Raw genomic sequence first — 24,446 nt, 5'->3', positions numbered from 1 at the left:
GGGACAAAATTTTGTCCCAACCTTTTTACTCGTTTTCTTTTCGTTCTTTCAACCAAGTCTTACGTGTATGTCCAATAAATAATGGGACTGTTTCATGTTTGACTTCACTATATTCTAAACCAAACCATGTTTCTGGTGACGTCGTGTATTTTTTGATAGCTAATTTTGCTTGCATAATTTGTCGATCCCACTTGCTTAATGATGTGACATTCGACAAAACTTCATCAATCAAAATAAATTGGAAATCGCCCACTTCTCTGCCTGGTGTGAGTGAATAACGTTGTGGTTGTTTCGGTAATCGGCCTTCCTTCATCAAATCGTGAATGATTTGACGAATATAAACATTGATTTCCTGCTCTACACGAAAACCAAGGAACAGTTTTACTTGAACAATGAAATCAGTATCCATCATTTCGATTTGATACTCTTTAGTATAAGGCTCATCCGTAACTTCTACATGCACAAACCAATAGACACCCGCACGCTTTGGTCGCTTATCTAAAATCGAATAAACAAATTGTTTCCCAATCTGATCGTCTTCCATGTTAGGTACCAAAAAGACGACGTTTGTTTGATAAACAGGTAACGACGTATCTTTTCTCAATTGTGCTAACTGAGGAATATATTCGCGAAGTGGAACATCTTCAGCCACTGACTCTCGAATAATATTTCCTCTTTCCCAAATAAACATGACAGTCAAAATAAGTAACGCAATCAAAACTGCCACAAAACCACCATGGAAAAATTTCACAATACTTGATAAAAAGAAAACTATCTCAATCGCTCCAAAGAAAAATGTTACAAGATGCGCTAACCAATGACTATGTCCACTTTGAATCAAATAAAAATAAAGTAGTGCTGTCGTCATCAACATCGTAACCGTAATTGATAACCCATATGCTGCTTCCATACGATGTGATGTTCTAAAAGTAATCACGATAATCGAACAAGCCAGCCATAGCATAAAGTTCACTGCTGGAATGTACATTTGACCAATACTGCTTCCGGGGTACATAATTTTCAATCTTGGTAATAGTTTCAATTTGATTGCTTCAGAGACTAACGTAAACGAACCTGAAATCAATGCTTGTGAAGCGATCACCGCAGCAATTGTAGCAAATACAACGCCAAAACCAGTTAAACTATTTGGCATCATTTGGAAAAATGGATTCAGATTTTCAATTTTTTGAATTTCTGGATTTTGATACACGTTGATTAACCAAGCTGCTTGTCCAAAATAATTCAACATCAGGCAAAGCTTGACATATGGCCAGCTCAAACGAATATTTAGTTTACCAACATGACCTAAATCTGAATACAATGCCTCTGCCCCAGTTGTTGCCAAGAAAACATTTCCTAAAATAAATAAACCTAGCCGATTATCTGGACTAAGTAATAACTGAATTGCGTAATAAGGATTGATTGCACGCACAACTGTCCAGTCTTGACTAAAGTTCATGACACCCATCACGCCCAAAAAAGTAAACCATAAGAACATGATTGGGCCAAATGCTTTCCCAACTAATTCAGAACCAAAGCGCTGAACCATAAATAAAGTCAAGATGATCACTAAAGTAATGATTACGATAATTGTTTGATCATTTCCAAACCGTTCAAAAAACAGCGGTATACCTCTTAATCCTTCAATTGCGGTTGTAACTGTTACTGCCGGCGTTAAGACACCGTCAGCAAGTAATGCCGCTCCACCTATCATTGCTGGAATAATTAAATACTTGCCACCTTTTCTCACTAAAGTATACAAAGAAAAGATACCACCTTCTCCATGGTTATCCGCATTTAGTGCAATCACAACGTATTTAATCGTTGTTAATAAAGTCAATGTCCAAAAAATTAGTGAAACTGCGCCAATGACAAAGTCAGGATTTATTCCTTGCAGTCCCCCGTTATCACCTACAATTGCCTTCATTACATACAATGGACTAGTTCCGATATCACCGTAAACCACACCCATTGCTACTAAAAGACCTGCAGCTGACAATTTTTTGACATTCTTTTTTGTTGTCAACTTTTCTCCCTCATTTCTGTCCCCAAATTAGCATTTAGAAAACAAAATAAAAAAAAGATTCAAGCAACAGCCAAAACAACTATCACTTGAATCTGATAAAAAGCATCAAACCAGCGATATCTTTGCTACGCTAGTAACCTAAAATCATTATTTTTTATCGTTTATTTCCTAAACTTCTTCTCATTATCTTAGGAAACATCCTACGTGTCAACCACTTTTAGTAAGTGATTCAACTGCGAAATAACCGCTCAATAATGAAGTAATAAATGACTAAGCACAAAATTGCGCCAAGCAAAGCTGGAATTAAATAAACGTCTATAATTACTGGACCAAATTCACCTAAAATCAATTCACCCAACCAGCTACCCAGAGCACCAACGACAATATTTCCTGTACAGCCACCGGGAACATCTTTTCCCAAAATCGCTCCGGCAATCATTCCTAATACGCTACCAACAACAAGCGCACCCAAAAAGCTTAACATGTCGCGTCCTCCTTCAGTCTTTATATACTTGATTTTACGCTTATTTAGTTAGTCTTACCAATGGATAAGCTTTTTTCAGTAAAAATTCTACCGGCGATTTCTGTTTTCTCACATAAAAAAGCTGAAAGCAGAAACATTTATAATGTCTCGCTTTCAGCTTTTAATGAATCAGTTTTTATTTCGTTTCTTTTGAAGCTTCATCGTCGTTCAACAAAACTTTTCTAGATAAGTTTACACGACCTTGTTTGTCGATTTCTGTTACTTTCACAAGAACTTCGTCACCAAGTTTAACGACATCTTCAACGTTGTTGACACGTTCGTTTGCTAATTGAGAAATATGAACCAAGCCATCTTTTCCTTTAATCAAGTTAACGAATGCGCCAAATTTTTCAATTCGGACAACTTTACCTAAGTAAACTTCGCCAACTTTTACTTCTTTTGTAAGATCTTCGATGATCTTAATGGCTTTTTTGATCATTTCTGAATCAGCGGAAGCAATACTTACTTTACCATCTTGATCAATATCAATTTTAACACCTGTTTCTTCGATGATTCCGTTAATCGTGTCGCCACCTTTACCAATCACATCTTTGATCTTAGAAGGTTCAATTTGAATCATTTCGATTTTCGGTGCGTATTGGCTTAACTCTTCACGTGGTGCAGCAATCGTTGAAGTCAATTCTTCTAAGATTTCCATACGCGCTTGTTTTGCTTGAGCCAATGCTTCTTTTAGAATTTGTTCAGTGATCCCTTGAATTTTGATATCCATTTGTAAGGCAGTGATTCCGTCTTTTGTTCCAGCAACTTTAAAGTCCATGTCGCCAAGGTGATCTTCTAGCCCTTGGATATCAGTTAAGATTGTGTAGTTTTCGCCATCAGAAACAAGTCCCATTGCAATACCAGCAACAGGCGCTTTAATTGGAACACCTGCATCCATCAATGCTAATGTACCTGCACAGATACTTGCTTGAGAAGAAGAACCATTTGATTCTAAAACTTCTGCTACTAAACGAATTGTATAAGGGAAGTCTTCCTCAGCAGGAATAACTTGTGCCAATGCACGTTCACCTAAAGCCCCATGTCCAATTTCGCGACGACCTGGTGAGCCTGCGCGACCAGTTGAACCAACAGAAAATTGTGGGAAATTATAATGATGAATGAATCGTTTGCTCACTTCAACCCCTAAGCCATCAATGATTTGATGTTCTCCTAACGGCGCAAGTGTACAAGCAGATAATGCTTGCGTTTGTCCACGAGTAAATAAACCTGAACCATGGACACGTGGTAATAAGCCAACTTCTGAAGCAAGTGGACGAATTTCATCTAATTTACGACCATCTGGACGAATTTTGTCAATCGTGATTAATTCACGAACAACATCTTTTTCTAGATCTTCTGTAATTTGTTTCACTTCTTTAGCTAGATGTGCTTCATCTTCGTGATCGGCAAATTTTTCAGCGTATGCTTCACGAATATCAATTTTTACTTGTTCGATATTGTCTTCTCGTGCAAGTTTTTCTTCCGTCATAACGGCAGTTTTCATTGTTTCGTATGAAGCAGCAAAAATTTCGTTTTTAAGATCTGCATCTACTTGCAATAAAGTAACTTCCATTTTTTCTTTGCCGACAGCTTGAACGATTTCTTCTTGGAAAGCAACTAATTCTTTGATTGCATCAAATCCAAAAAGCAATGCACCTAGCATATCTTCTTCAGAAACTTCTTTAGCGCCACTTTCAACCATGTTAATCGCTTGTTTTGTTCCTGCAACAGATAGCTCGATATCCGTTTGTTCTGCTTGTTCAACAGTTGGGTTCAAGACATACTCGCCATTTACACGACCAACTTCAACACCTGCGATTGGGCCATCAAAAGGAATATCAGAAATTGATAATGCTAAAGATGAACCTAGCATAGCAGCCATGGCTGGTGAACAATCTGTTTCAACACTCATTACGATGTTTGTCACTTGAACTTCATTACGGAAGCCTTCCGCAAACATTGGACGGATTGGGCGATCAATCAAGCGTGCAGTCAATGTTGCTTCTGTGCTTGGACGACCTTCACGTTTGATGAAACCACCAGGGATTTTACCAGCCGCATACATTTTTTCTTCATAGTTGATTGTTAATGGGAAGAAATCTGTATCTTTTGCTTCTTTAGAAGAAACTGCTGCACTTAATACTACAGTGTCACCATAACGAACTAAAACAGCTCCATTCGCTTGTTTTGCTAATTGACCGACTTCTACTTCTAAGGGACGGCCTCCCCATGTCATTTTAAATACTTGTTTTTCTGACATAACTTCTCCTTTTCCATTTCGTGAAAGCAAGACGCTACTAAACAAATGAAAACCGCCAATCCTTTTTGGCGAGTTAGCAACTTTCATTTGGTTAGTAGGAGTCCATCATGCTTAATCACAGATTCTTTTGGTTTCACAGTAAAAAAAGTGAGATTCATGTGAACCTCACTCTCTTTAAATTAAATTAACGACGTAGACCTAGACGTTGGATTAATTCGCGGTAACGTTGAACGTCAGTTTTACGTAAGTAAGCTAACAAGTTACGACGGTGACCAACTTTTTTCATCAAGCCACGGTATGAATGGTGATCTTTTTTGTGAACACGTGCATGTTCATTCAAGTGATTGATTTCTTCAGTTAATACAGCGATTTGTACTTCTGGAGAACCAGTATCTCCTTCATGGCGTGCATAGTCTTTAATGATTTCGTTTTTACGTTCTTTTGAAATTGCCATTGTTTCCACCTCTTTCGAATATTTCCCTGCGACTGAGTAAAACGTTGGTGATTCGCTTAACCAAGTGACAGGACGCGTGCTTAAACACACAGCTATACTTTACCTGAAATGATGCTATAAATCAAGTAAAGAATCATTAAGAAAGAATAGTTTTCAAACAATCTAACTACTACTTTTTTTATTTTATGTTACACTATAGTGCGAAAAGTGACTTGTCATATTCAAGTCTTAGATGAAAGGAGTCATTTTCCATGATTACAATGGATGATATTATTCGTGAAGGCAATCCAACTTTACGTGAAGTAGCAAGCGAAGTTTCTCTTCCACTTAGTGAGGAAGACATCGCATTAGGAAAAGAAATGATGGAATTTCTAAAAAACAGCCAAGATCCTATTAAAGCGGAAGAATTAAACTTACGTGGAGGTGTTGGTCTAGCTGCACCACAATTAGATATTTCAAAACGGATCATCGCTGTTCATGTGCCTAGTGCAGATCCAGAAGTAGCCGAACCCACTTTAAGTACAGTGATGTATAATCCAAAAATTTTAAGCCACTCTGTTCAAGATGCTTGTCTTGGTGAAGGTGAAGGATGCTTATCTGTTGATCGTGAAGTTCCAGGTTATGTCGTTCGTCACGCAAAAGTAACGATTTCTTATTATGACGCAGACGGACAAAAACAAAAAATTCGTTTAAAAAACTACGAAGCTATTGTTGTTCAACATGAAATTGATCACATCAACGGGGTTATGTTCTATGACCACATCAATGAAGCTAATCCATTTTCTCTTAAAGAAGGCGTGCTTGTTATCGACTAAGATAGCAGATTTTAGCTAGCACTTCTTGCTTCAACAGAAAAATTTATCGTCGAAAAATAAACTCGTCTCACCTCATTTTTGGTTGACGAGTTTATTTTTTTGTCTTTTATTATCAAAGAACAAGTCTTTCTGTCCTAATGCTGCTTGGCCCGTTACATAGAATCAATTCAGCTTAAATAAAATGAAAAAATATGAAACTTTTTAGCAATCTAATTCGTCTATATAAGTAGATGAGAAAGGAGGGTGACCCAGACACATGGTTTTCGATGGTTGGAAGAGAAGAAAATATATAAAAGCGTTAGAAGAACTGGCGGACACACAATATGAAAAAATGTATCGTCTAGCTTTTAACTATTCCCATTCAAAGGAAGATGCACTAGATATTATCCAAGAAAGTTTTGAAAAAGCATTGAAAGCTATTCAAAAGAAAAATTTCCATGAAATCGAAGAATTTAATGCTTGGTTTTTTCGAATCCTCATTTCTGTTTCTATTGATTTTTGGCGAAAAAACAAACGCGAAGCCGAATATCTCGATCAAAATGAACAGTCATGGTCTTTCTTGAACGACTCGCAACATAGTTATCTCGAAATAGAAGAAATCATCAATCAAATCAGCAGCCCTAATCGTGAAATTATTTTATTAAAATTTTTTGAAGGCTTTACCCTCAAAGAGATTTCTGTCATTTTAGCGCTGAATGAGAACACGATCAAAACAAAACTATATCGAAGCTTGAATGAATTAAGAAGCAAACTAGAATAATCAAAGGAGAAGATTTTCATGAAGGATTTTGTAAAAACCGTAATCAGAAATTTTTCCAAGCAATATCGTCAACAAACATTACCAGAAGACTTACACACACAAGTGACCAACCTCTTTCATAAAGAAAAGAAAAAATATTCCTGGAGACGTTTCCGAAATCGTGCCACTCAAAGTGCCTTAGCGCTCGCCCTGACATTTATACTGGCTGTCAACTTATTTCCGGGCGTTGGTGAAGCTGCTAGTGTCCTTCCAGGCTTCGATAAGTTAGTTCAGTTGGTTACATTGCAAACATTAACAGCAAAAAAAGAAGCTAGTGAGATAGCAATTGACGTACCAAAAATCGAAACAGCTACACCAACAAAAGTTGCTACTGCTTTAAACAAAAAATACTTGAAAGAAGCTCAAGCTGAATTTCAACAAGTCAAAAAACAATTATTTGATGGCTCACGTGTTTCTGTTACTGGAGACTTTGAAAAAGTTGTGGATGACTCTCGTTTCTTAGTAGTCAAACGAACGTTGACTCAGATTCAAGGAAGCTCTGCCACAACGACCCAATACGATACGATTGATAAAAAGTTGAATGTCGTGGTTTCTTTACCATTGATTTTTAAAAATGAAGACTACCTTTCTGTAATCAGCGAGGAAATCAAACAACAGATGAACGAACAAATGAAAGCTGATCCGAATCAAATTTATTGGTCTGAAGCAGCTGACCAACCAACTGATGTCCAACCATTCAAACAAATCAAGCCTAATCAAACTTTCTATATCAACACCAAACACCAATTGATTATCACTTTTGCGCAAGGCGAAATAGCTCCTTATTACATGGGAACACCTGAATTTGTGATTCCAACCAAAATTATCAGGCAACAATTGGCTTCACCTAATTATTTAAGTAATTAACAAAAAAGTTCGCTTAAAATCTCAACTTAAATAGTTGAGTTTAAGCGAACTTTTTTCATTTCTAACTAATCCTCATAAAGAATATGTGCAGTTGACAATGCACGTTTGATTTTTTTTAACGTGGCTTCATCAGGATAGCGAATGGTGTGTAGATGAATGCCTGCGGTTAGCTCTGATAGTAACGTTGCTTGGCTTTTTTCATAACGTTTCATGAAAGAAGCTATGTCTTGCTTCGTTTTTAAGTGCAACATACCTACAAGTTCACCATAAAGAGGATGCTCTACAATAACATCCACTACTTCTCCACCATGCTCAATGATAATTTGTAATTCCTCTTCCGTTTGTTGGCGCTCATGTTGTACAGCAATCTTGCTAACAAAGCCTGTATTTGTTTCATTTGATTCCAAAATGTACCCACGTGCTGTTGCAACCACCTCTTCTCCTGCTGCGCGGAGCAAGGCAATATCTCCTACGATGATTTGGCGGCTAACCCCAAATTTTTTAGCAAATTTGCTTGCACTAACTGGTTTTTCTGCACTTGCTAATGTCTGCATGATTTGTTGTCGCCGTAATTCTCCTTCTACCATTTTCACTCCTCCCCACGTAATTTTGCTTGATATCCGCGAGATTGCTGCATCAAATCAGTATACATAGCTACTGCTGTTTCTTCATAATCTGGATTCTTTACCCATTTTTTGATCTTTGCTAAAACTTCTCGTTCACGGCTCTCATCGAAAATGGCTTGCTGAGTTTCTTGTTTTAACTGACTGATTTCGGTAACTACATCCAATCGTTTTTCTAGCAACTCAATTAATTTTTTGTCGATAATATCCACTTGTTCACGTAAATTTGCTAATGACGGTGCTGCTTTTTCAATACTGATCGTTTTAATTACACGAGCAGGATTTCCCGCAATTACAACATCATCCGGAAAAGACTTGGTCACAACTGAACCTGCACCAACGACTACATTGTTCCCCAAAGTAACACCAGGTGTAATGATAACTCCTCCACCAAGCCATACGTTGTTCCCAATTTTGATTGGCTTTGCGTACTCTAATCCACTATTTCTTTTGACTGGGTGTAGCGGATGCGTTGCCGTATACAGTTGAACATTCGGTGCAAACATACAATTATCACCAATTTCAATCGTACTTACATCTAAAAATGTATTATTAAAATTCGCATAAAAGTTTTCGCCAACAAAAATATTGTATCCATAGTCAAAGTTGACTGCTGGTTCAACGTAGATATTTTCACCTGTTTTACCAAAAGTTTCCTTAACTAATTGTGAACGGATCGCTGAGTCTTCTGCTTGATTAATTAATTTTGCTTGTTCTCGTGCAAAACTTCGATCTGCCACTAATTCAGGATCACCTGCAAAATAAAGTTCACCCGCAATCATTTTTTCTTTTTCTGTTTTAAACTCTGTCATTATTAATCCTCGCTTCATGAATTTTTTGAAATACTTTTGCGCCATCTTCTTGGATAAACGAATGTTCTGCGGAAAGTAAAATTGGTGTCTGGTTGATGACGATTATCTGAGCACCTTTTTTTCGGTATTGAATCAAATCACAAAAAGGATGTACTTGAAAACTTGTTCCTACAATAACGATTAAATCAGCTTGCTCCACAGCAAAAACGGCTGCGTCAATCGTCGCTTGCTGGAATCCTTCACCATATAAAACGATAGTTGGGCGAACTTGCCCACCACACGCTTGATGTCTGTCACTTTCTAAATAAGCTTGCCATGCCACATTCTTACCACACTTTCGACAATGACAATGATACAAGCTCCCATGAAAATTGACTAGCTGCTTGCTTCCTGCTCGCTCGTGCAAACCATCAATATTTTGTGATACAACAGCAACTTGCTTATTCGTCGCTAGCTGTGCCATTTCCAAATGAATAATATTAGGTTCTGCCTGAGGATGATATAATTTTTTTACAAACGAATAAAATTTTTCTGGCTCATGTTCTAGCGCTTGAGTACTTAATAAATACTCTGGCTGTTCCATTCCTGCATACACACCTTTTAACGAACGGTAATCTGGAACTCCCGAAGGTGTCGAAACGCCTGCTCCTGTTAAAAAAGTAATCGACTGACTAGATAAGACTTCTTGAACTATTTTATCCATTATTTGGTCATTCATGTTCCTCACCTCATCTTTATTATACTGAATTCAACAAAAAAGAAAGCACGAGAAAAGAATGATTAAAAAATTTGTTGAATACTTATACCAACAATCATCTTTTTATCGATACACATCCGTTTTCAAAAATGTGTGCTTCTTTTATTTACAATTTGCTACATTTCACCTACCATTTTTTGACTGGTAAACAATTAAATTTTAACATGAAAACACGTACTAAAAGTAAAACGATTCCATTTCTTGCGAATTTTATCACAATGACAACTGACAAAGAAATGAAAACGTGCTACAATACAGGCTGTATAAAAGAGAGGTGAATCAATATGGTACCATTTTTCATTTACTGGGGCGTTATTTTAGCGTGCATCGCTTGGTTAGCCTTAAGCGTCTTTTTCTCTATCTTCTATTTCGTACGTAAAGAAAACGGCAATCTATGGGCATTCGCGTTATTTAACGTTATCGCTGCAATTGTTTTAGCCATTACATTAGCTGTTTATCGCACATGGGGTTGGGGAATCACTCAGTATTCTAGCCTGATTTATTTAGTGTTAGCAATTTATGGTGTAACAGTTATTTTACAAGCAATCTTAGGTCGCGAACCAAAAGCCGCAGCCTAACAATTGATAAACGATCAATTTAGTTTGACTAACTACAGCAATTTTCGTTTTTTGATGATTGCCGTAGTTTCTTTTTTTGTCTCTTCCTATTCACTCATTGCATATTTATTCTCTTTCAACAACATACATCTCTCCTCCTCTTTTCATAAAACATTTAAATCCATCCTATATTCCCTATATTTATCAACAATTTTCAGAAAAATAATGGTAATTGATTGACAAAGCCCTCAGAATAACGTAAACTTCTTTTTGTATAAATAACTGAATACGGGATTACCTCAATCAATGAGGTAGAGGTCGCGAGAATCATTACCCCTGTGGAGTGAAGCAAACATGTTGAAACAGGACTAGGGAGGATCGCCGAAATGTACTCTTTTTTGCTTAAAGTTTACGTTGGGACGCAAGTTAACAGCTTGCGGACTGTCTTAGCAGTGATGCTAAGTTGCGCTATGGTTTGTGTGGGGTTTATCGACCGATAATTTTAACGACCATTTTGTATTTACAAGCTTGATGGTCGTTTTTTGTTTTTTTAGATAAGCAGCTGCAACTCATTGTTCAATCAGACCGCTCGTTCAAGATGTATCAGAAAGAAGAGGAGAAAGAACATGAATAAAAATTTTGTTTCAGTTACCGTATTATTTGCATTTATCTTTTCATTATTTAGCGTAAGCACATCTGCTTTTGCCGATGAAAAAACACCCGACAACGAATTTCGCGTTGGGATGGAGGCAGGTTACGCTCCATTCAACTGGTCTCAACAAACGGATAAGAACAACGCATTACCAATTGACGGACAAAAAAGTTACGCTGGTGGCTATGATGTTCAAATCGCAAAAAAAGTTGCTGACGGCTTAGGAAAAAATTTAGTTATCGTCCAAACAAAATGGGATGGTTTAGCCCCTGCTCTTCAATCAGGAAAAATTGATGCAATCATCGCAGGGATGAGCCCGACTGCGGAAAGAAAAAAAGAAATTGATTTCACTGACCCTTACTATGAGTCTCAATTAGTTGTGGTAGTTAAAAAAGACGGCAACTTTGCGAATGCAAAAAAACTAGCTGACTTAGAAAATGCGAAAATCACTGCACAATTAAATACCTTCCACTATAGTGTCATCGACCAAATTCCAAATGTTCAAAAGCAACAAGCAATGGATAATTTCTCTGCTATGAGGACTGCCTTAGCTTCTGGAATGATTGATGGTTACGTCAGCGAGCGACCTGAAGGTGTCACAGCTACTAGCGTGAATAAAGACCTAAAAATGTTGGAATTCACAGGCGAAAATGGTTTTGAAACAAATGCAGAAGATGTTCAAATTGCCATCGGGATGCGCAAAAATGATACTGATATTCAAAAAGTCAATGAAATTCTTTCAGGTATCTCACAAGATGAGCGTACTGCAATGATGGATCAAGCAATCAAGGACCAGCCTGCTTCAACTGACGAAGAAGAACAATCAGGAATCTTTACCGATTTCAAAAATATTTGGAACCAATATGGGGAAATGTTTCTTCGCGGTGCAGGTCTTACATTATTCATCGCATTGATTGGTACAATTGTCGGAACAACCCTTGGTTTATTGATTGGTGTTTTCCGTACAATCCCTGAATCAGATAATAAAGTTACGCAGTTTTTCCAAAAAATCGCAAACGGTCTGCTTTCAATTTATATCGAAGTTTTCCGCGGGACACCGATGATGGTACAAGCAATGGTTATCTTCTATGGATTAGCTTTAGCATTTGGTATTTCATTGAACCGGACAATTGCAGCATTATTTATTGTTTCAATCAACACAGGTGCTTATATGACAGAAATCGTTCGTGGTGGTATTTTCGCCGTAGATGAAGGCCAGTTTGAAGCCGCACAAGCAATCGGGATGACACATGGACAAACGATGCGTAAAGTTGTGATTCCTCAAGTCCTACGAAACATCTTACCAGCAACAGGTAATGAATTTGTAATCAACATTAAAGACACAGCTGTATTGAGTGTAATTGGTGTAGCAGACTTGTTCTTCCAAGGGAACTCTGCTTCCGGGGCAAACTTCCAATTCTTCCAAACCTTTACGATTGTAGGGATTATTTACTTAGTTATGACCTTTACAATTACGAGAATCTTGCGTTTTGTTGAAAAGAAAATCGATGGCCCTTCAGCTTACACAAAAATTGAAGAAGTCGAAAATTCAAACTTGCAAGAATAAGGAGGAAGAAACATGAGCGAAACAATTATTGAAATCAATCATTTAAGAAAAAGCTTTGGTGAAAACGAAGTACTAAAAGACATTAACGTGACGGTTAATAAAGGTGAAGTTGTAACGATTATCGGATCTTCTGGTTCAGGCAAATCAACCTTCTTACGCTGTATCAATCTTCTAGAAAAACCAACCGGTGGCGAAATTATTTACGAAGGTGAAAATGTCTTAGCCCCTAAATATAATTTGCCGAAATACCGTACACACTTAGGTATGGTGTTCCAATCGTTCAATTTATTCAATAATATGAATGTTTTAGAAAACTGTATGTCCGGTCAAGTGACCGTTTTAAAACGAGATAAAGAATCTGCACGAAAAATCGCCATTGAAAATTTAGAAAAAGTTGGCATGGATCGCTACATCGAAGCGAGACCCTCTCAACTATCTGGTGGTCAAAAACAACGTGTCGCTATCGCACGCGCGTTATCTATGGATCCGGATGTTTTATTATTCGATGAACCAACTTCAGCATTAGATCCAGAAATGGTTGGTGAAGTTCTAAACACAATGAAAGATTTAGCTCACACTGGGTTAACAATGATTATCGTGACACATGAAATGGAATTCGCAAAAGATGTTTCGGATCGCGTCATCTTCATGGATAAAGGGATCATCGCAGAAGAAGGCTCGCCTGAAGATATCTTTGTTCATCCAAAAGAAGATCGAACAAAAGAATTCTTATCACGCATTTTAAACAAATAGATCTTCAAACAAAAAACTAGGATCAAGCAAGATCCTAGTTTTTTTGTTGTCATCCTTCATTGAAGTCCAAAAATAGTTGCTTAACCTGCGTTTTCATTTCTAACAATCAGAAAACTTTTTTGAATAGCTATACCCTATTTTGACGGAGCTTATTTGTTTATTTTAGGAACTTTTTTCCACCTATTTAGAAAACAAAGTTGTCATTTTCTGAAAACTCTCTTAAACTTAAGATAATTACTTTTTAGTTAGGATGATTATTTTATGGACGAAAATGAACAAGAACTACAGCGGGGACTTAAGAATCGGCATGTCCAACTGATTTCAATTGGGGGAGCAATTGGGACTGGCCTTTTCTTAGGTTCCGGAAAGACGATTCAGTTAGCGGGGCCTTCCATTTTACTCGCTTACTTGATTACTGGTTGTATTTGTTTTTTCATTATGCGTGCGCTAGGTGAGTTGCTTTTATCCAACACAAACAATCACTCTTTCCTAGATTTTATTGCAGAGTATCTTGGAAAAAAAGCGGCGTTTGTTACAGGATGGACTTATTGGTTTTGTTGGATTGCAATTGCTATGGCAGATTTAACCGCAATTGGGATGTACGTTCGGTATTGGGCACCTGGTGTTCCTCAATGGCTTCCAGAACTAATTGCTCTCATTTTACTGCTTGCTTTGAACATGGTCGCTGTCTCACTTTTTGGTGAACTAGAATTTTGGTTTGCACTAATCAAAGTGGTTGCCATTATTGCCTTCATTCTTGTTGGTGTCTACATGATTCTCACCCATTATCAAACAAGTGCTGGCCCTGCTGCTATTTCAACTCTGTGGTCACATGGAGGATTTTTTCCAAAAGGTGCAAAAGGATTTATTCTTTCCTTTCAAATGGTTACTTTTGCCTTCGCTGGTATCGAATTAGTTGGTTTGGTTGCTGGTGAAACAAAGAATCCGGAAAAAGTCTTGCCAGAAGCAATCAATAATATTCCAATTCGCATCATTTTATTTTATTTAGGTTCTCTATTTGTCATCATGTCAATCTACCCTTGGAACAGTCTAAACGCAAATGAAAGTCCGTTTGTGGAAGTATTTTCTGAAATTGGTATTACGATGGCTGCTTCAATCATCAATTTGGTCGTTTTAAGTGCTGCGGCATCTGCCTGTAATAGTGCAATTTATAGCACTGGACGAATGCTTCGTTCTCTTTCACAAGAAGGGAGCGCACCTAAACGATTTAAAAAATTAACCACTCATCATGTGCCAGGACAATCATTGGTCTTTTCGACAATTATTATTTTTATTTCAGTTGTTCTTAATTACATTATGCCTAGTGAGGTCTTTACTTTAGTCAGTAGTATTGCAACCACTTGTTTCTTATTTATCTGGAGCATGCTTGTGTATACTCATTTAAAATATCGTCGGAGTATCTTAGGGAAGAAGTCACATTCATTCAAGATGCCTTTTTATCCGATTAGTAACTATCTTGTCTTTCTCTACATGTTATTCGTCTGTGGTGTATTGATCTTAGGTGAAGATACTCGACTGGCATTTTTCTTAACTCCAATTTGGTTTATTGCTTTATTAACCATTTATCATTTGAAATATGAACGAAAAAAATAAAGAAACTCTTTTTCCAAAAGAAATTAGATTTGGAAAAAGAGTTTCTTTATTTGCTCACTTCTTTTCTTTTGTGTAAAAAGATTTTCTGATAGTAATAGTCTGATTTTTTATAGGACAATACCCATAAACCAGATACAAGGAAACGTCCAAACAAGCCAATCAATGGTTGAAAAAAGACCCCAATAATTAAACCAATATTGATAATCATCGAAATCATGCTTCGATGATCCTTAGAAACTGTTTTGACTACATGAGAATCTTTGCTATTTGCTTTCAAAACTTGTTTGATTAAAATGCCGAAAGATAGACTCCACATTGTGTAAACAATGACATAAGACATCTCAGGCCAAAATGCTGTCGGATTTCTCCCGACCCAGCTTGTAACTGATGGACAAAGCGTCAGCCAAAACAGCCAAAAGATATTTGCCCACACTACTCGATAATTAATTTTATCTGCCATTTGAAAGATGCGATGATGATTAACCCAAATCACTGCAACAAAGAGAAAACTGATTGAATACGCAAGCAAAGTATTTCTAATTCCCCACAACGATTGAAAATTAGCAGGATCAGGAATTTCAATATCTAACACCAATACGGTCAAAACAATGGCTACCACACCATCTGTAAATGCCTCTAACCTTGATTTTGTCATTTTTTTCTCCTTTACTTCAACGCTGATTTCATTTTAGCACTGGTTCTGCAAAAATACTTACCAATAATACTGTATAAATTTTCAGAAAATTGTTGCGTACACACACAATTTCTGTTACCTTAAAAAAAATGAATTTTAAAGGAGACTCGTCTATGACAAAAAAACTGTCATTTAAAGAAAGTATATTTATTGGTTCAATGCTTTTTGGATTATTTTTTGGAGCAGGAAACTTAATATTTCCTGTTCATATGGGACAAGAGGCTGGCTCAGCCGTTTTTTGGGCAAATCTTGGATTCCTAGTTACCGGAATTGGCTTGCCTTTCTTGGGTGTTATTGCCATTGGTGTATCAAAAAGCTCTGGTGTTTATGAACTGGCCCAACGCGTGAATCGGAAATATGCAATTATTTTTACTATTTTACTTTATTTAGTAGTTGGCCCCTTTTTTGCTTTACCACGGTTAGCCAGCACTTCGTTTGAAATTGGCTTGGCACCTTTCATTGCACCAAAGCAGCAATCACTTTTTCTAGCACTTTTTAGTATCTTATTCTTCTTTACTGCTTGGTGGTTATCACGTAGACCAACCAAAATTTTAGATTACGTTGGTAAGTTTTTAAATCCAATCTTTTTAGTTTTACTAGGAATCTTACTTTTATTAGGATTTTTGAATCCACTTGGTTCCGTTGCTGATGCTCCAATCCAACCCCATTATCAAACACATGCCTTCTTCACTGGTTTCACTCAAGGCTACAATACGTTAGATGCACTTGCTTCTCTAGCTTTTGGAATCATTATCGTCACAACGATTCGTGGAATGGGCATTACCAAATCATCAGATATTGCAAAAGGTACAATCAAATCGGGTGCAATCAGTGTTCTTTTGATGGGAATCATTTATACTCTGCTTTCTTACTTAGGAACGATGAGTTTAGGTATGTTTCCTTTAAGTGAAAATGGCGGAATCGCTCTAGCTCAAATCGCTGATTATTATTTAGGAACTTACGGAAGTATCTTGCTAGCATTGATTGTCATTCTTGCTTGTTTAAAAACTGGCATTGGTTTAATCACGGCATTTGCCGAAACTTTTTCAGAACTTTTTCCAAAGAGAAGCTATTTATTTTTCGTAACACTAGCAAGTGTCCTTGCTTGCTTGGTTGCTAATGTCGGCTTGACAAATATTATCCAGATTTCTTTACCTGTTTTAATGTTTATTTATCCTTTAGCAATGACATTGATTTTATTGGTATTATGCGAGTCTTTGTTCAAAAAACGAGCATGTGTTTATCGAATGACTACGTACTTTACTTTGATTGCATCTGTTCTTGACGCATTAAATGCGTCACCTGCTCTCATCAAGGATACACCGTTTGTTCAAACGATTTTACGATTTGCTGAAAGCTATTTGCCATTCTTTTCCTTTGGCATGGGCTGGATTGTTCCAGCAATTATCGGTTTCGTTATTGGATTAGGCTGGAGCTTTATAAAAAAAGAAACTGTCACATCAGTAAATGAGTAACACTTTTTTGATTACTTTACGTGCGAAATTAGAAAGACATTTTTTTATAGCTAAAACTTAACAACTTTCGAAAAAAATCGTCACAAAATATTCACAACTTCACTCTATTATATAGACATACCAACAAACAACCCTAACAACACTTTTTCATTTTTAACTCCTTTCCTGCTAGCCCCCCAGCTAGCAGGATCTTTTTTTATAAAACAAATCAAAAAAGAGCTTTTCTATCAGCTGATAGAAAAGCTCTTTTAGTTTCCTTAAAATAAAACACCAATCTTAACGTGATAAACGTTCTTGCTCTCCACTTGGCGATAAGCTCGTGATTTTTTCAATTTGCTCAATGGGAATCATCCGAATTTGTTGCTCTTCATTTCGTAAACGAATCATGACACGTTCTTTTTCAACGATTTTTGTCGCTACCCATCCAGATACTGTTTCATGCTTATTACTTAAACGATTTTCTCTCACTTGCAAAACAACTAGACTATTTTGTACCGCAGCTTTTTGAAGCTCAAGAACAAACTCTCCTTGTTTACGTACATTCTTGGCCTTTTCTTCTGTATCATTAACAAAAGAATCAAAAAACTGATACGACGTATGCGTCACTAACTTGGTAAGTTTCTTCATTGGTGATACTGTTTCCTCGTCCATCGAATGTACTCCTCCTTTTGCTAAGAAAGTAATGAATTAAGTAATTTTATTTTACCTAAATCTAATGGAAAAAACAAGAAAATAAGCTTTCTGATTAAAACCTTCTCGTTCATTTTTTAATATACAACTTGTTATTTTATGTTTGCTTTTGATGTGAAGTTCCAATGATCTAATCCCTCATTAATCAACTGAAATGTTTCCTCAAAGTTATTTGTAAAGTAAGGATCAGGAACATCTTCCATTTCTTTTCCAGGGACAACACTCATAAATAATTTGATTTTATCTTGTGCATTTTCAGATGCGATTCGTTGTAATTCTCGTACATTTTCTTGATCCATACCGATAATCCAATCAAACGTTTCAAAATCTTTTGGCGTAATTGGGCGAGCAATCATATTACTTGTATCAATCGCTTCTTCGTCAAGGATTCTTTGCGTTCCTGGATGCGGTGCAGAACCAATTTCATAAGAACTGGTAGCAGCAGAATCGATCAAAAATTCAGCAGCCTGTTTTGTTTTCTGTACTCGTTTTTGCAACAAACCTTCTGCCATTGGCGAGCGACAAATATTTCCTAAACAAACAAATAAAACTTTGGTCATTTTTTCCCCTCCATTTTATAAAAAGACAACTATTTCTTTACTCATCCGACTCTGATTCTTCCTGTGCATATAGACGGTAAGAATAGAGTTCCGTGTCTTTTGCTAAGCGAAATAGTTGCATCGCGATTTCCATCGGTGTTTCCTGGTAATCATGCGTTATCCAATTGACTAAAACACCGCTGCAACCGTAAGAGAAAAAGCGGGCATAAAAAAGTTTATCTTGTTGCGACAATTGTCTTTCTTGGTCCATTTGGTTAAAAATGCTGATAAACGATTGCTGGATGATTGTCGAAAATTCTTGTTGCAATACTTCTTGGTCTGACGCCACCGTATTGCTATAAAATTCTTTGTCATCAGCAATAACTTTCAGCATTTTTAGTGCCTGTTCTTCCCAATTATCTAATGATAAATTATGAGGATCTAAAAAGTGAAAGGCATCTTCAAAGTACACCCAACGAAGTAAGTCATACTTGTCTGTAAAATGATAATAAAATGTTTGACGGTTGATGTTCGCTTCATGCGCGATTTCCTGAACACTTATTTTACGAAATGTTTTTTGTTGGCATAGGTGAATCAATGCCTGTTTGATTACTTGTTTTGTGTGAATGGAGTCACCCATTTTTTCTCCTCCCATCTCAATAAACTTGTTACTTCGATTAATTATTATACGGATAACCAAAGTGCTCATAGGCATATGCAGTAGCAATTCTTCCACGAGGTGTTCGCTTCAAAAAACCTTTTTGAATCAAGAATGGTTCATACATATCTTCAACCGTTTCACGCTCTTCTCCAATATTTACAGACAACGTGCTCAAGCCAACTGGTCCACCGCCATACAATTCAATCATCGTTCGTAATAATTTTTGGTCAACGTAATCTAACCCGGCATGATCGACTTGTAAAAGAGTCAGTGCTTGATCGGCGATATTTCGGTCAATTTTTCCATCTGCTTGGACTTGTGCAAAATCACGTACTCTTTTTAATAAACGGTTCGCAATTCGTGGGGTTCCTCGCGAACGACGTGCAATTTCAATTGCCCCGTCTTCGACAATGTCCGTTTGAAAAATAGAAGCAGAACGCTGAACGATTTCTCGTAAATCACCTTCATCGTAGTATTCCATGTGTGAAATAATTCCAAAGCGGTCACGTAACGGTGCCGAAAGCATTCCTGCACGCGTCGTTGCCCCAATCAATGTAAATGGGGGTAAAGGAAAATGTACGGGGTGTGCTGTTGGTCCCTGCCCAACCATGATATCCACGTAAAAGTCTTCCATTGCTGAATAGAGCGTTTCTTCTGCTACTCGTGGTAGGCGATGGATTTCATCAATAAACAATACATCCCCTGCTTCCAGTTCGTTCAAAATCGCGACCAAGTCACCCGGTCGTTCAATCGCTGGCCCGCTTGTGGTACGAATGTTTACAGACATCTCATTTGCAATCACCATTGCCATTGTCGTTTTTCCTAAACCCGGCGGACCATACAATAGAACATGATCGAGTGGTTCCTCGCGGTTACGAGCAGCTTCGATATAAATTTGGAGTTCCTGCTTCACCTTATCCTGTCCAATGTATTGTGATAATAAATGTGGTCGGAGAGATTTTTCCAAACTAAGTTCATTCTCGCCAGTTTCTGGTGATAGAATATGTTCGTCTGTCATCATAGTTCCCTCCTATTTTTTCATCATCAATTTCAGTGCTTGGCGTAAGTATTCATCAGTAGTCAAGTTATCTTGTGCTTGTAATTGTTTTTCTACACGTTTCACTTCTTTGGCACTATACCCCAACGCATTTAAAGCTTCCATTGCTTCAGCTAATGCCGTTGTATCTTGCGTGTTTGCTTCATCAAATAAATTGATTGGTGCTTCAATACTGATTTCACCTAGTTTTCCTTTTAGATCCAGAATCATTTGTTGTGCAGTCTTTTTACCCACACCGGGAAACTTCGTTAAATAAGTGACATCACCAGACTCAATTGCATGAATCAAACCTGAATGATCATCGCTTGCCATGATTGCTAACGCACTTTTTGGGCCAATTCCTGAAACACTCACCAGTCTTAAGAAAAGTTGCTTCTCTTCTAAACTAGAAAAGCCATAAAGTAGATGGCCATCTTCACGAATAACCTGCTGGATATAAATAGTGATTTCTTGGTTCATCTTACTACTATAACGATAAGGATTTCCTAAAGCGATTTGGTAACCAATTCCTTGATTTTCTACCACAATATAATAAGGGCTGATAAATGTAACCGTCCCTTTTAGATATTCATACATTCCATTTTCCTCTTTCTTTCACACACATACGTTCGCTTTATTGTAGCACATTTCAACGGCCGAAAAAAGTAGCTTACTCTTAAGCAAGTTCAAACAAAAAACTGAAAAATGCGAATAAAAAAGAAACCTCGTTTGGTCTTACCTATTCCGAGGTTTCTCCTTCTTTCGTTAGTTGAATCATTCAACAAGTGATTTATATTTTTCGTAACCATTTTCAGCCATTTCATCATATGGAATAAATTTTAATGCAGCCGAGTTAATGCAGTAACGCAATCCACCTTTTTCTACCGGACCATCATCAAAAACATGACCGAGATGTGAATCGGCACTTTGACTTCTAACTTCTACTCTGTGCATTCCATGTGAGCGATCGGTTTTTTCAGTAATTTCCTCTTCACTAATTGGCTTACTAAAAGAAGGCCAGCCACAACCTGCGTCATATTTTTCTGTTGAACTGAATAAAGGTTTACCACTCACGATATCAACATAAATTCCCTTTTCATAAAAGTCATCATATTTTCCGCTAAATGGACGTTCAGTCGCATTTTCTTGCGTCACTGCGTAAGCAATTGGTGATAATTTTTGTTTTAATTCTTCATCAGGTACTGGATTTGTTTCTTTTGACATTGATGTCATCCCCTTTTTTGTCAATCTTACTGACTAACAACGAGAAGAGGCAACTAATCTGCTCACTTCTTGCTAAGAATTAAACTTTGCGGCGACGAGCAAATTCAACAAAACGAAATTTATCTAATCGATGAATTGATTCTGTGTATTCAAAGCAACGCGTGTCTTCCAGATGCACTAATCCTCGGACAATTACCACATACGGATCGTCTTTTAAGGTCATGGCTTCATGGATTTCTGGTGTCACAGGTTCTACTGTGATTTCTTTTTGGGCATAAGCAATCGTCAATCCAAGTTCATTTTCAAAATAATCATAGATAGATGCCTTTGCTTGTTCAATTGACAAAGTTGGTACGACTTCCTTTAGCAAGTAATCACGATCTAAAATGACAACTTCACCTGCAATTTTTCGTTGCCGAACTAAATGCCAAACTGGCGTCCCAATTTTCCACCCAGTAATTTCACTTAACTCCTTATCCACTTTTGTTTCACTTAGTTCTTGAACAATCGTTTCACTTGGAATATTTTGGGTTTCTTGCAATTCTTTATAACTCGTCAAACCAGAAATTGGAAAATCAAAACGACTTCGCTCTAAGACAATCGATCCTTTTCCCTGTTTTTTTTGAATATAACCTTCTGTTGTCAATAATTGTAATGCTTTTCGAATTGTTTCTCGAGAGACGCCATAAATTTTGATTAATTGATTTTCACTTGGTAAAAGTGTGTGCGGAGGATACTGCTTTGCTAAAATTTTTTTCTCCAGATCCAAAAAAATTTCATTAAATTTATTCATTGTTTTGATTCCTCCACCCAATTATTTTTTCGATTATTGCTTCACTATACTATAGCTTTGTTTTCATTTCAACGTTCAAAAAAGGCGAAAAAAGACGCATCTTAACAGAAAAGAAACCGATTCCGGCGACCAATGACAACATTCGGAATAAAACGCTTGCATTTTATTTTTGATTCCAGTATAGTTGACTCAAGAAACTTGCATAGACAAGTTGAACGAAAGGAGTTTTTCTTATGACAAAGTACCAAGCAGATGCCGAGAAATTATTAAAAGAAATCGGCGGAAAAGAAAATATTGCTGCAGTCAGCCATTGTGCCACTCGAATGCGTTTTGTTTTAAATGATCCAGCAGTCGCAAATGAGGAAGCAATAGAAGATATTCCAAGCGTAAAAGGAATGTTTACTAATGCTGGACAGTTTCAAGTTATCATTGGGAACGATGTAGCAACTTTCTACAATGATTTTGTTGCTGTATCTGGTGTAGAAGGCGTTTCAAAAGAACAAAGTAAAGCATATGCAAAACAAAATCTGAATCCTATTCAACGAGCAGTCGCTGTCTTAGCTGAAATTTTTACTCCATTGATTCCTGCAATTATTGTTGGTGGACTGATTTTAGGATTTCGAAATGTATTGGAAGGAATCCAATTTGATAGCCTTGGTGGAACAATCGTTGAGCACTCACAGTTTTGGAGTGGCGTGAATGCGTTTTTATGGTTACCTGGTGAAGCAATCTTCCATTTCCTACCAGTCGGAATTACCTGGAGCATCGCGAAAAAAATGGGCACTACGCAAATATTAGGAATTGTTTTAGGTATTACCTTAGTTTCTCCGCAATTATTAAATGCTTATGGCGTTGCCTCTACTGCAGCTGCAGATATTCCATTTTGGGATTTTGGGTTTGCACAAATTGATATGATTGGTTACCAAGCACAAGTTATTCCTGCAATGTTGGCCGGATTCATGCTTGCATACTTAGAAATCTTTTTCCGAAAAATTATTCCACAATCGATTTCGATGATTTTTGTTCCACTTTTCTCTTTAGTCCCAACTGTTTTAGCGGCTCATGTAATTTTAGGACCAATTGGTTGGACAATCGGAAGCTGGATCTCAACTGTCGTTAATGCTGGTTTAACTTCTTCAATCAGCTGGTTATTCAGTGCTGTCTTTGGTTTCTTATACGCACCACTCGTAATTACAGGACTTCACCACATGACGAATGCAATCGATATGCAATTGATTGCAGACTTTGGCTCAACAAATCTTTGGCCAATGATTGCTCTGTCAAACATCGCACAAGGTTCAGCCGTCTTAGCAATTATTTTCTTGCATCGTGGAAACGAGAAAGAAGAACAAATTTCGATTCCTGCTATGATCTCTTGTTACTTAGGAGTTACTGAACCTGCTATGTTTGGTATCAATTTAAAATATGTTTATCCATTTGTTGCCGCAATGATTGGTTCTGGTTTAGCTGGCATGTTTGCCACATTGATGAGCGTTCGCGCAAATGCAATTGGTGTCGGTGGCTTACCAGGAATTTTAGCAATTCAAGCAGAGTCTTGGGTACCGTTCATTATCGCAATGATTATCGCCATCTTTATTCCATTTGGTTTAACAGTTATTTTCAGACGCCAAGGAATCTTAAACAAAATTGATCCTGTTTCGCCAGCTGCTGAAGCTATCGGTGCACAATTTGAAACGGCAGACGGTACAACAGCTGTCCCAGAAAAAACGCAATTTGAAGCTACTACTACTGCACTTAAAACAGAAAAATTATTTGCAGTTGCTGCAGGTGAACTAAAAGAAATTACTCACGTAGATGATCCAGTTTTCTCACAAAAAATGATGGGTGACGGCTATGCTATCGTACCAGCTAACAATAAAGTTTTCTCACCAGTTACTGGAACAATCACTAACATTTTTGAAACCAAACACGCCATTGGTATTCTTTCTAAAGAAGGCATTGAAGTTTTAGTACACATGGGCTTAGATACAGTTGAGTTAAAAGGCACTCCGTTCACTGTTCATGTTCAAGAAGGCGAGTTAGTAACACCAAGTTCACTGATTGCAGAAATGGCTGTCGAACAAGTAGAACAAGCAGGCAAGAAAACAGACATTCTTGTTGTCTTAACAAACACCGAAAAAATTGACAGCTTCTCACTTGATAAAACTGGACTTGTTCGCCCAGAAGAACAAGTTGGTCAAGCTGAAGTTCGCTAAGTCTTTCGCTCTTTGATTCATAAATAGTAAAAAAATAAG

The 24,446-nt window shown here is 37.2% G+C and carries 24 protein-coding genes and 1 riboswitch; of the genes, 9 read left to right on the top strand and 15 right to left on the bottom strand.

Going from position 1 to position 24,446, the window contains the following annotated elements; translation table 11 throughout:
- Positions 1-25: 25 nt before the first annotated feature.
- From IGJ76_RS00900 to rpsO, 4 genes are all read right to left on the bottom strand, one after another.
- Positions 26-1,972 (bottom strand): KUP/HAK/KT family potassium transporter, encoded by a 1,947-nt coding sequence (locus tag IGJ76_RS00900; protein WP_086271069.1) that lies wholly within the window; start codon positions 1,970-1,972, stop codon positions 26-28.
- A 283-nt stretch (positions 1,973-2,255) separates the two neighbouring features.
- A complete protein-coding gene (locus IGJ76_RS00895) occupies positions 2,256-2,510 on the bottom strand; it encodes a GlsB/YeaQ/YmgE family stress response membrane protein (RefSeq protein ID WP_067483398.1) in 255 nt (84 codons plus the stop codon).
- A 175-nt stretch (positions 2,511-2,685) separates the two neighbouring features.
- Positions 2,686-4,809 carry a polyribonucleotide nucleotidyltransferase gene (gene pnp / locus IGJ76_RS00890; protein ID WP_067483400.1) on the bottom strand — a complete coding sequence of 708 codons (2,124 nt, stop codon included), beginning with the start codon at positions 4,807-4,809 and terminating at the stop codon, positions 2,686-2,688.
- Positions 4,810-4,993: 184 nt separating this feature from the next.
- Complete coding sequence (rpsO, locus tag IGJ76_RS00885) at positions 4,994-5,263, bottom strand: 30S ribosomal protein S15 (RefSeq protein ID WP_010734375.1); 270 nt, start codon at positions 5,261-5,263, stop codon at positions 4,994-4,996.
- A 251-nt stretch (positions 5,264-5,514) separates the two neighbouring features.
- On the opposite strand from rpsO, the gene def reads away from it, so the two are divergent.
- The 3 genes from def to IGJ76_RS00870 all read left to right on the top strand — a co-directional run bounded on the left by def (position 5,515) and on the right by IGJ76_RS00870 (position 7,744).
- Positions 5,515-6,078 carry a peptide deformylase gene (def, locus tag IGJ76_RS00880; protein ID WP_067483402.1) on the top strand — a complete coding sequence of 188 codons (564 nt, stop codon included), beginning with the start codon at positions 5,515-5,517 and terminating at the stop codon, positions 6,076-6,078.
- A 256-nt stretch (positions 6,079-6,334) separates the two neighbouring features.
- Complete coding sequence (locus tag IGJ76_RS00875; protein ID WP_067483404.1) at positions 6,335-6,838, top strand: RNA polymerase sigma factor; 504 nt, start codon at positions 6,335-6,337, stop codon at positions 6,836-6,838.
- 18 nt (positions 6,839-6,856) lie between these two features.
- A complete protein-coding gene (locus IGJ76_RS00870) occupies positions 6,857-7,744 on the top strand; it encodes an RsiV family protein (protein ID WP_430596675.1) in 888 nt (295 codons plus the stop codon).
- A 65-nt stretch (positions 7,745-7,809) separates the two neighbouring features.
- On the opposite strand, the gene IGJ76_RS00865 is transcribed toward IGJ76_RS00870, so the two are convergent.
- The 3 genes from IGJ76_RS00865 to IGJ76_RS00855 are packed head-to-tail and all read right to left on the bottom strand — an operon-like array spanning position 7,810 to position 9,897.
- On the bottom strand, positions 7,810-8,331 hold the full coding sequence (locus IGJ76_RS00865; protein WP_067483408.1) for a transcription repressor NadR: 522 nt from the start codon (positions 8,329-8,331) through the stop codon (positions 7,810-7,812).
- A gap of 2 nt (positions 8,332-8,333) precedes the next feature.
- Positions 8,334-9,179, bottom strand: coding sequence for a chorismate mutase (locus tag IGJ76_RS00860; RefSeq protein WP_067483410.1), 846 nt, complete (start codon positions 9,177-9,179; stop codon positions 8,334-8,336).
- The gene (locus IGJ76_RS00855; protein WP_067483413.1) at positions 9,166-9,897 is read right to left on the bottom strand and encodes an NAD-dependent protein deacylase; all 732 of its coding nucleotides are present in this window, start codon (positions 9,895-9,897) and stop codon (positions 9,166-9,168) included. Before IGJ76_RS00855 ends, IGJ76_RS00860 begins: the two co-directional genes overlap by 14 nt.
- A gap of 323 nt (positions 9,898-10,220) precedes the next feature.
- On the opposite strand from IGJ76_RS00855, the gene IGJ76_RS00850 reads away from it, so the two are divergent.
- The 4 genes from IGJ76_RS00850 to IGJ76_RS00835 all read left to right on the top strand — a co-directional run bounded on the left by IGJ76_RS00850 (position 10,221) and on the right by IGJ76_RS00835 (position 15,079).
- Entirely contained in the window at positions 10,221-10,514 is a 294-nt protein-coding gene (locus IGJ76_RS00850) for a hypothetical protein (protein WP_067483415.1), read from the top strand.
- A 283-nt stretch (positions 10,515-10,797) separates the two neighbouring features.
- Positions 10,798-10,972: riboswitch (Lysine riboswitch) on the top strand.
- Between the two features lie 147 nt (positions 10,973-11,119).
- Positions 11,120-12,712: an ABC transporter permease subunit gene (locus tag IGJ76_RS00845; RefSeq protein ID WP_067483417.1), complete on the top strand. Its 1,593-nt coding sequence runs from the start codon at positions 11,120-11,122 to the stop codon at positions 12,710-12,712.
- Positions 12,713-12,724: 12 nt separating this feature from the next.
- Positions 12,725-13,465 (top strand): amino acid ABC transporter ATP-binding protein, encoded by a 741-nt coding sequence (locus tag IGJ76_RS00840; protein WP_067483419.1) that lies wholly within the window; start codon positions 12,725-12,727, stop codon positions 13,463-13,465.
- Positions 13,466-13,726: 261 nt separating this feature from the next.
- Positions 13,727-15,079: an amino acid permease gene (locus IGJ76_RS00835; RefSeq protein WP_067483421.1), complete on the top strand. Its 1,353-nt coding sequence runs from the start codon at positions 13,727-13,729 to the stop codon at positions 15,077-15,079.
- A gap of 46 nt (positions 15,080-15,125) precedes the next feature.
- Here the strand turns inward: IGJ76_RS00835 and IGJ76_RS00830 are convergent, their stop codons facing one another.
- Positions 15,126-15,734, bottom strand: a complete 609-nt coding sequence (locus IGJ76_RS00830) for a TMEM175 family protein (protein WP_071868734.1) — start codon at positions 15,732-15,734, stop codon at positions 15,126-15,128.
- A gap of 152 nt (positions 15,735-15,886) precedes the next feature.
- On the opposite strand from IGJ76_RS00830, the gene brnQ reads away from it, so the two are divergent.
- Positions 15,887-17,248, top strand: coding sequence for a branched-chain amino acid transport system II carrier protein (gene brnQ / locus IGJ76_RS00825; RefSeq protein WP_218658027.1), 1,362 nt, complete (start codon positions 15,887-15,889; stop codon positions 17,246-17,248).
- A gap of 276 nt (positions 17,249-17,524) precedes the next feature.
- Here the strand turns inward: brnQ and IGJ76_RS00820 are convergent, their stop codons facing one another.
- The 7 genes from IGJ76_RS00820 to treR all read right to left on the bottom strand — a co-directional run bounded on the left by IGJ76_RS00820 (position 17,525) and on the right by treR (position 22,191).
- Positions 17,525-17,899: a hypothetical protein gene (locus IGJ76_RS00820; protein ID WP_071868736.1), complete on the bottom strand. Its 375-nt coding sequence runs from the start codon at positions 17,897-17,899 to the stop codon at positions 17,525-17,527.
- Positions 17,900-18,030: 131 nt separating this feature from the next.
- A complete protein-coding gene (locus tag IGJ76_RS00815; RefSeq protein ID WP_430596674.1) occupies positions 18,031-18,498 on the bottom strand; it encodes a low molecular weight protein-tyrosine-phosphatase in 468 nt (155 codons plus the stop codon).
- Positions 18,499-18,535: 37 nt separating this feature from the next.
- Positions 18,536-19,117 carry a TetR/AcrR family transcriptional regulator gene (locus IGJ76_RS00810; RefSeq protein WP_218658025.1) on the bottom strand — a complete coding sequence of 194 codons (582 nt, stop codon included), beginning with the start codon at positions 19,115-19,117 and terminating at the stop codon, positions 18,536-18,538.
- Positions 19,118-19,154: 37 nt separating this feature from the next.
- Positions 19,155-20,156 (bottom strand): Holliday junction branch migration DNA helicase RuvB, encoded by a 1,002-nt coding sequence (gene ruvB, locus IGJ76_RS00805; RefSeq protein ID WP_067483426.1) that lies wholly within the window; start codon positions 20,154-20,156, stop codon positions 19,155-19,157.
- 12 nt (positions 20,157-20,168) lie between these two features.
- On the bottom strand, positions 20,169-20,771 hold the full coding sequence (gene ruvA / locus IGJ76_RS00800; protein ID WP_067483428.1) for a Holliday junction branch migration protein RuvA: 603 nt from the start codon (positions 20,769-20,771) through the stop codon (positions 20,169-20,171).
- A gap of 177 nt (positions 20,772-20,948) precedes the next feature.
- Positions 20,949-21,398 carry a peptide-methionine (R)-S-oxide reductase MsrB gene (msrB, locus tag IGJ76_RS00795; protein ID WP_067483430.1) on the bottom strand — a complete coding sequence of 150 codons (450 nt, stop codon included), beginning with the start codon at positions 21,396-21,398 and terminating at the stop codon, positions 20,949-20,951.
- 79 nt (positions 21,399-21,477) lie between these two features.
- A complete protein-coding gene (treR, locus tag IGJ76_RS00790; RefSeq protein WP_067483432.1) occupies positions 21,478-22,191 on the bottom strand; it encodes a trehalose operon repressor in 714 nt (237 codons plus the stop codon).
- A 233-nt stretch (positions 22,192-22,424) separates the two neighbouring features.
- Here treR and treP point away from each other — a divergent pair, with 233 nt between their 5' ends.
- Positions 22,425-24,407, top strand: coding sequence for a PTS system trehalose-specific EIIBC component (treP, locus tag IGJ76_RS00785; RefSeq protein WP_075491314.1), 1,983 nt, complete (start codon positions 22,425-22,427; stop codon positions 24,405-24,407).
- Positions 24,408-24,446 lie beyond the last annotated feature (39 nt).

This window comes from Enterococcus sp. DIV0175 (assembly GCF_050529075.1).
Lineage (GTDB): Bacteria > Bacillota > Bacilli > Lactobacillales > Enterococcaceae > Enterococcus_B > Enterococcus_B thailandicus.
Note: the sequence above shows the minus strand (reverse complement) of the source record. Positions and strands in the feature narration are given on the sequence as shown.

Coding starts and splice junctions, on each gene's coding strand:
- IGJ76_RS00900 (WP_086271069.1), bottom strand. CDS start 1,972: ATGGGTGTGGTTTACGGTGATATCGGAACTAGTCCATTGTATGTAATG.
- IGJ76_RS00895 (WP_067483398.1), bottom strand. CDS start 2,510: ATGTTAAGCTTTTTGGGTGCGCTTGTTGTTGGTAGCGTATTAGGAATG.
- pnp (WP_067483400.1), bottom strand. CDS start 4,809: ATGTCAGAAAAACAAGTATTTAAAATGACATGGGGAGGCCGTCCCTTA.
- rpsO (WP_010734375.1), bottom strand. CDS start 5,263: ATGGCAATTTCAAAAGAACGTAAAAACGAAATCATTAAAGACTATGCA.
- def (WP_067483402.1), top strand. CDS start 5,515: ATGATTACAATGGATGATATTATTCGTGAAGGCAATCCAACTTTACGT.
- IGJ76_RS00875 (WP_067483404.1), top strand. CDS start 6,335: ATGGTTTTCGATGGTTGGAAGAGAAGAAAATATATAAAAGCGTTAGAA.
- IGJ76_RS00870 (WP_430596675.1), top strand. CDS start 6,857: ATGAAGGATTTTGTAAAAACCGTAATCAGAAATTTTTCCAAGCAATAT.
- IGJ76_RS00865 (WP_067483408.1), bottom strand. CDS start 8,331: ATGGTAGAAGGAGAATTACGGCGACAACAAATCATGCAGACATTAGCA.
- IGJ76_RS00860 (WP_067483410.1), bottom strand. CDS start 9,179: ATGACAGAGTTTAAAACAGAAAAAGAAAAAATGATTGCGGGTGAACTT.
- IGJ76_RS00855 (WP_067483413.1), bottom strand. CDS start 9,897: ATGAATGACCAAATAATGGATAAAATAGTTCAAGAAGTCTTATCTAGT.
- IGJ76_RS00850 (WP_067483415.1), top strand. CDS start 10,221: ATGGTACCATTTTTCATTTACTGGGGCGTTATTTTAGCGTGCATCGCT.
- IGJ76_RS00845 (WP_067483417.1), top strand. CDS start 11,120: ATGAATAAAAATTTTGTTTCAGTTACCGTATTATTTGCATTTATCTTT.
- IGJ76_RS00840 (WP_067483419.1), top strand. CDS start 12,725: ATGAGCGAAACAATTATTGAAATCAATCATTTAAGAAAAAGCTTTGGT.
- IGJ76_RS00835 (WP_067483421.1), top strand. CDS start 13,727: ATGGACGAAAATGAACAAGAACTACAGCGGGGACTTAAGAATCGGCAT.
- IGJ76_RS00830 (WP_071868734.1), bottom strand. CDS start 15,734: ATGACAAAATCAAGGTTAGAGGCATTTACAGATGGTGTGGTAGCCATT.
- brnQ (WP_218658027.1), top strand. CDS start 15,887: ATGACAAAAAAACTGTCATTTAAAGAAAGTATATTTATTGGTTCAATG.
- IGJ76_RS00820 (WP_071868736.1), bottom strand. CDS start 17,899: ATGGACGAGGAAACAGTATCACCAATGAAGAAACTTACCAAGTTAGTG.
- IGJ76_RS00815 (WP_430596674.1), bottom strand. CDS start 18,498: ATGACCAAAGTTTTATTTGTTTGTTTAGGAAATATTTGTCGCTCGCCA.
- IGJ76_RS00810 (WP_218658025.1), bottom strand. CDS start 19,117: ATGGGTGACTCCATTCACACAAAACAAGTAATCAAACAGGCATTGATT.
- ruvB (WP_067483426.1), bottom strand. CDS start 20,156: ATGACAGACGAACATATTCTATCACCAGAAACTGGCGAGAATGAACTT.
- ruvA (WP_067483428.1), bottom strand. CDS start 20,771: ATGTATGAATATCTAAAAGGGACGGTTACATTTATCAGCCCTTATTAT.
- msrB (WP_067483430.1), bottom strand. CDS start 21,398: ATGTCAAAAGAAACAAATCCAGTACCTGATGAAGAATTAAAACAAAAA.
- treR (WP_067483432.1), bottom strand. CDS start 22,191: ATGAATAAATTTAATGAAATTTTTTTGGATCTGGAGAAAAAAATTTTA.
- treP (WP_075491314.1), top strand. CDS start 22,425: ATGACAAAGTACCAAGCAGATGCCGAGAAATTATTAAAAGAAATCGGC.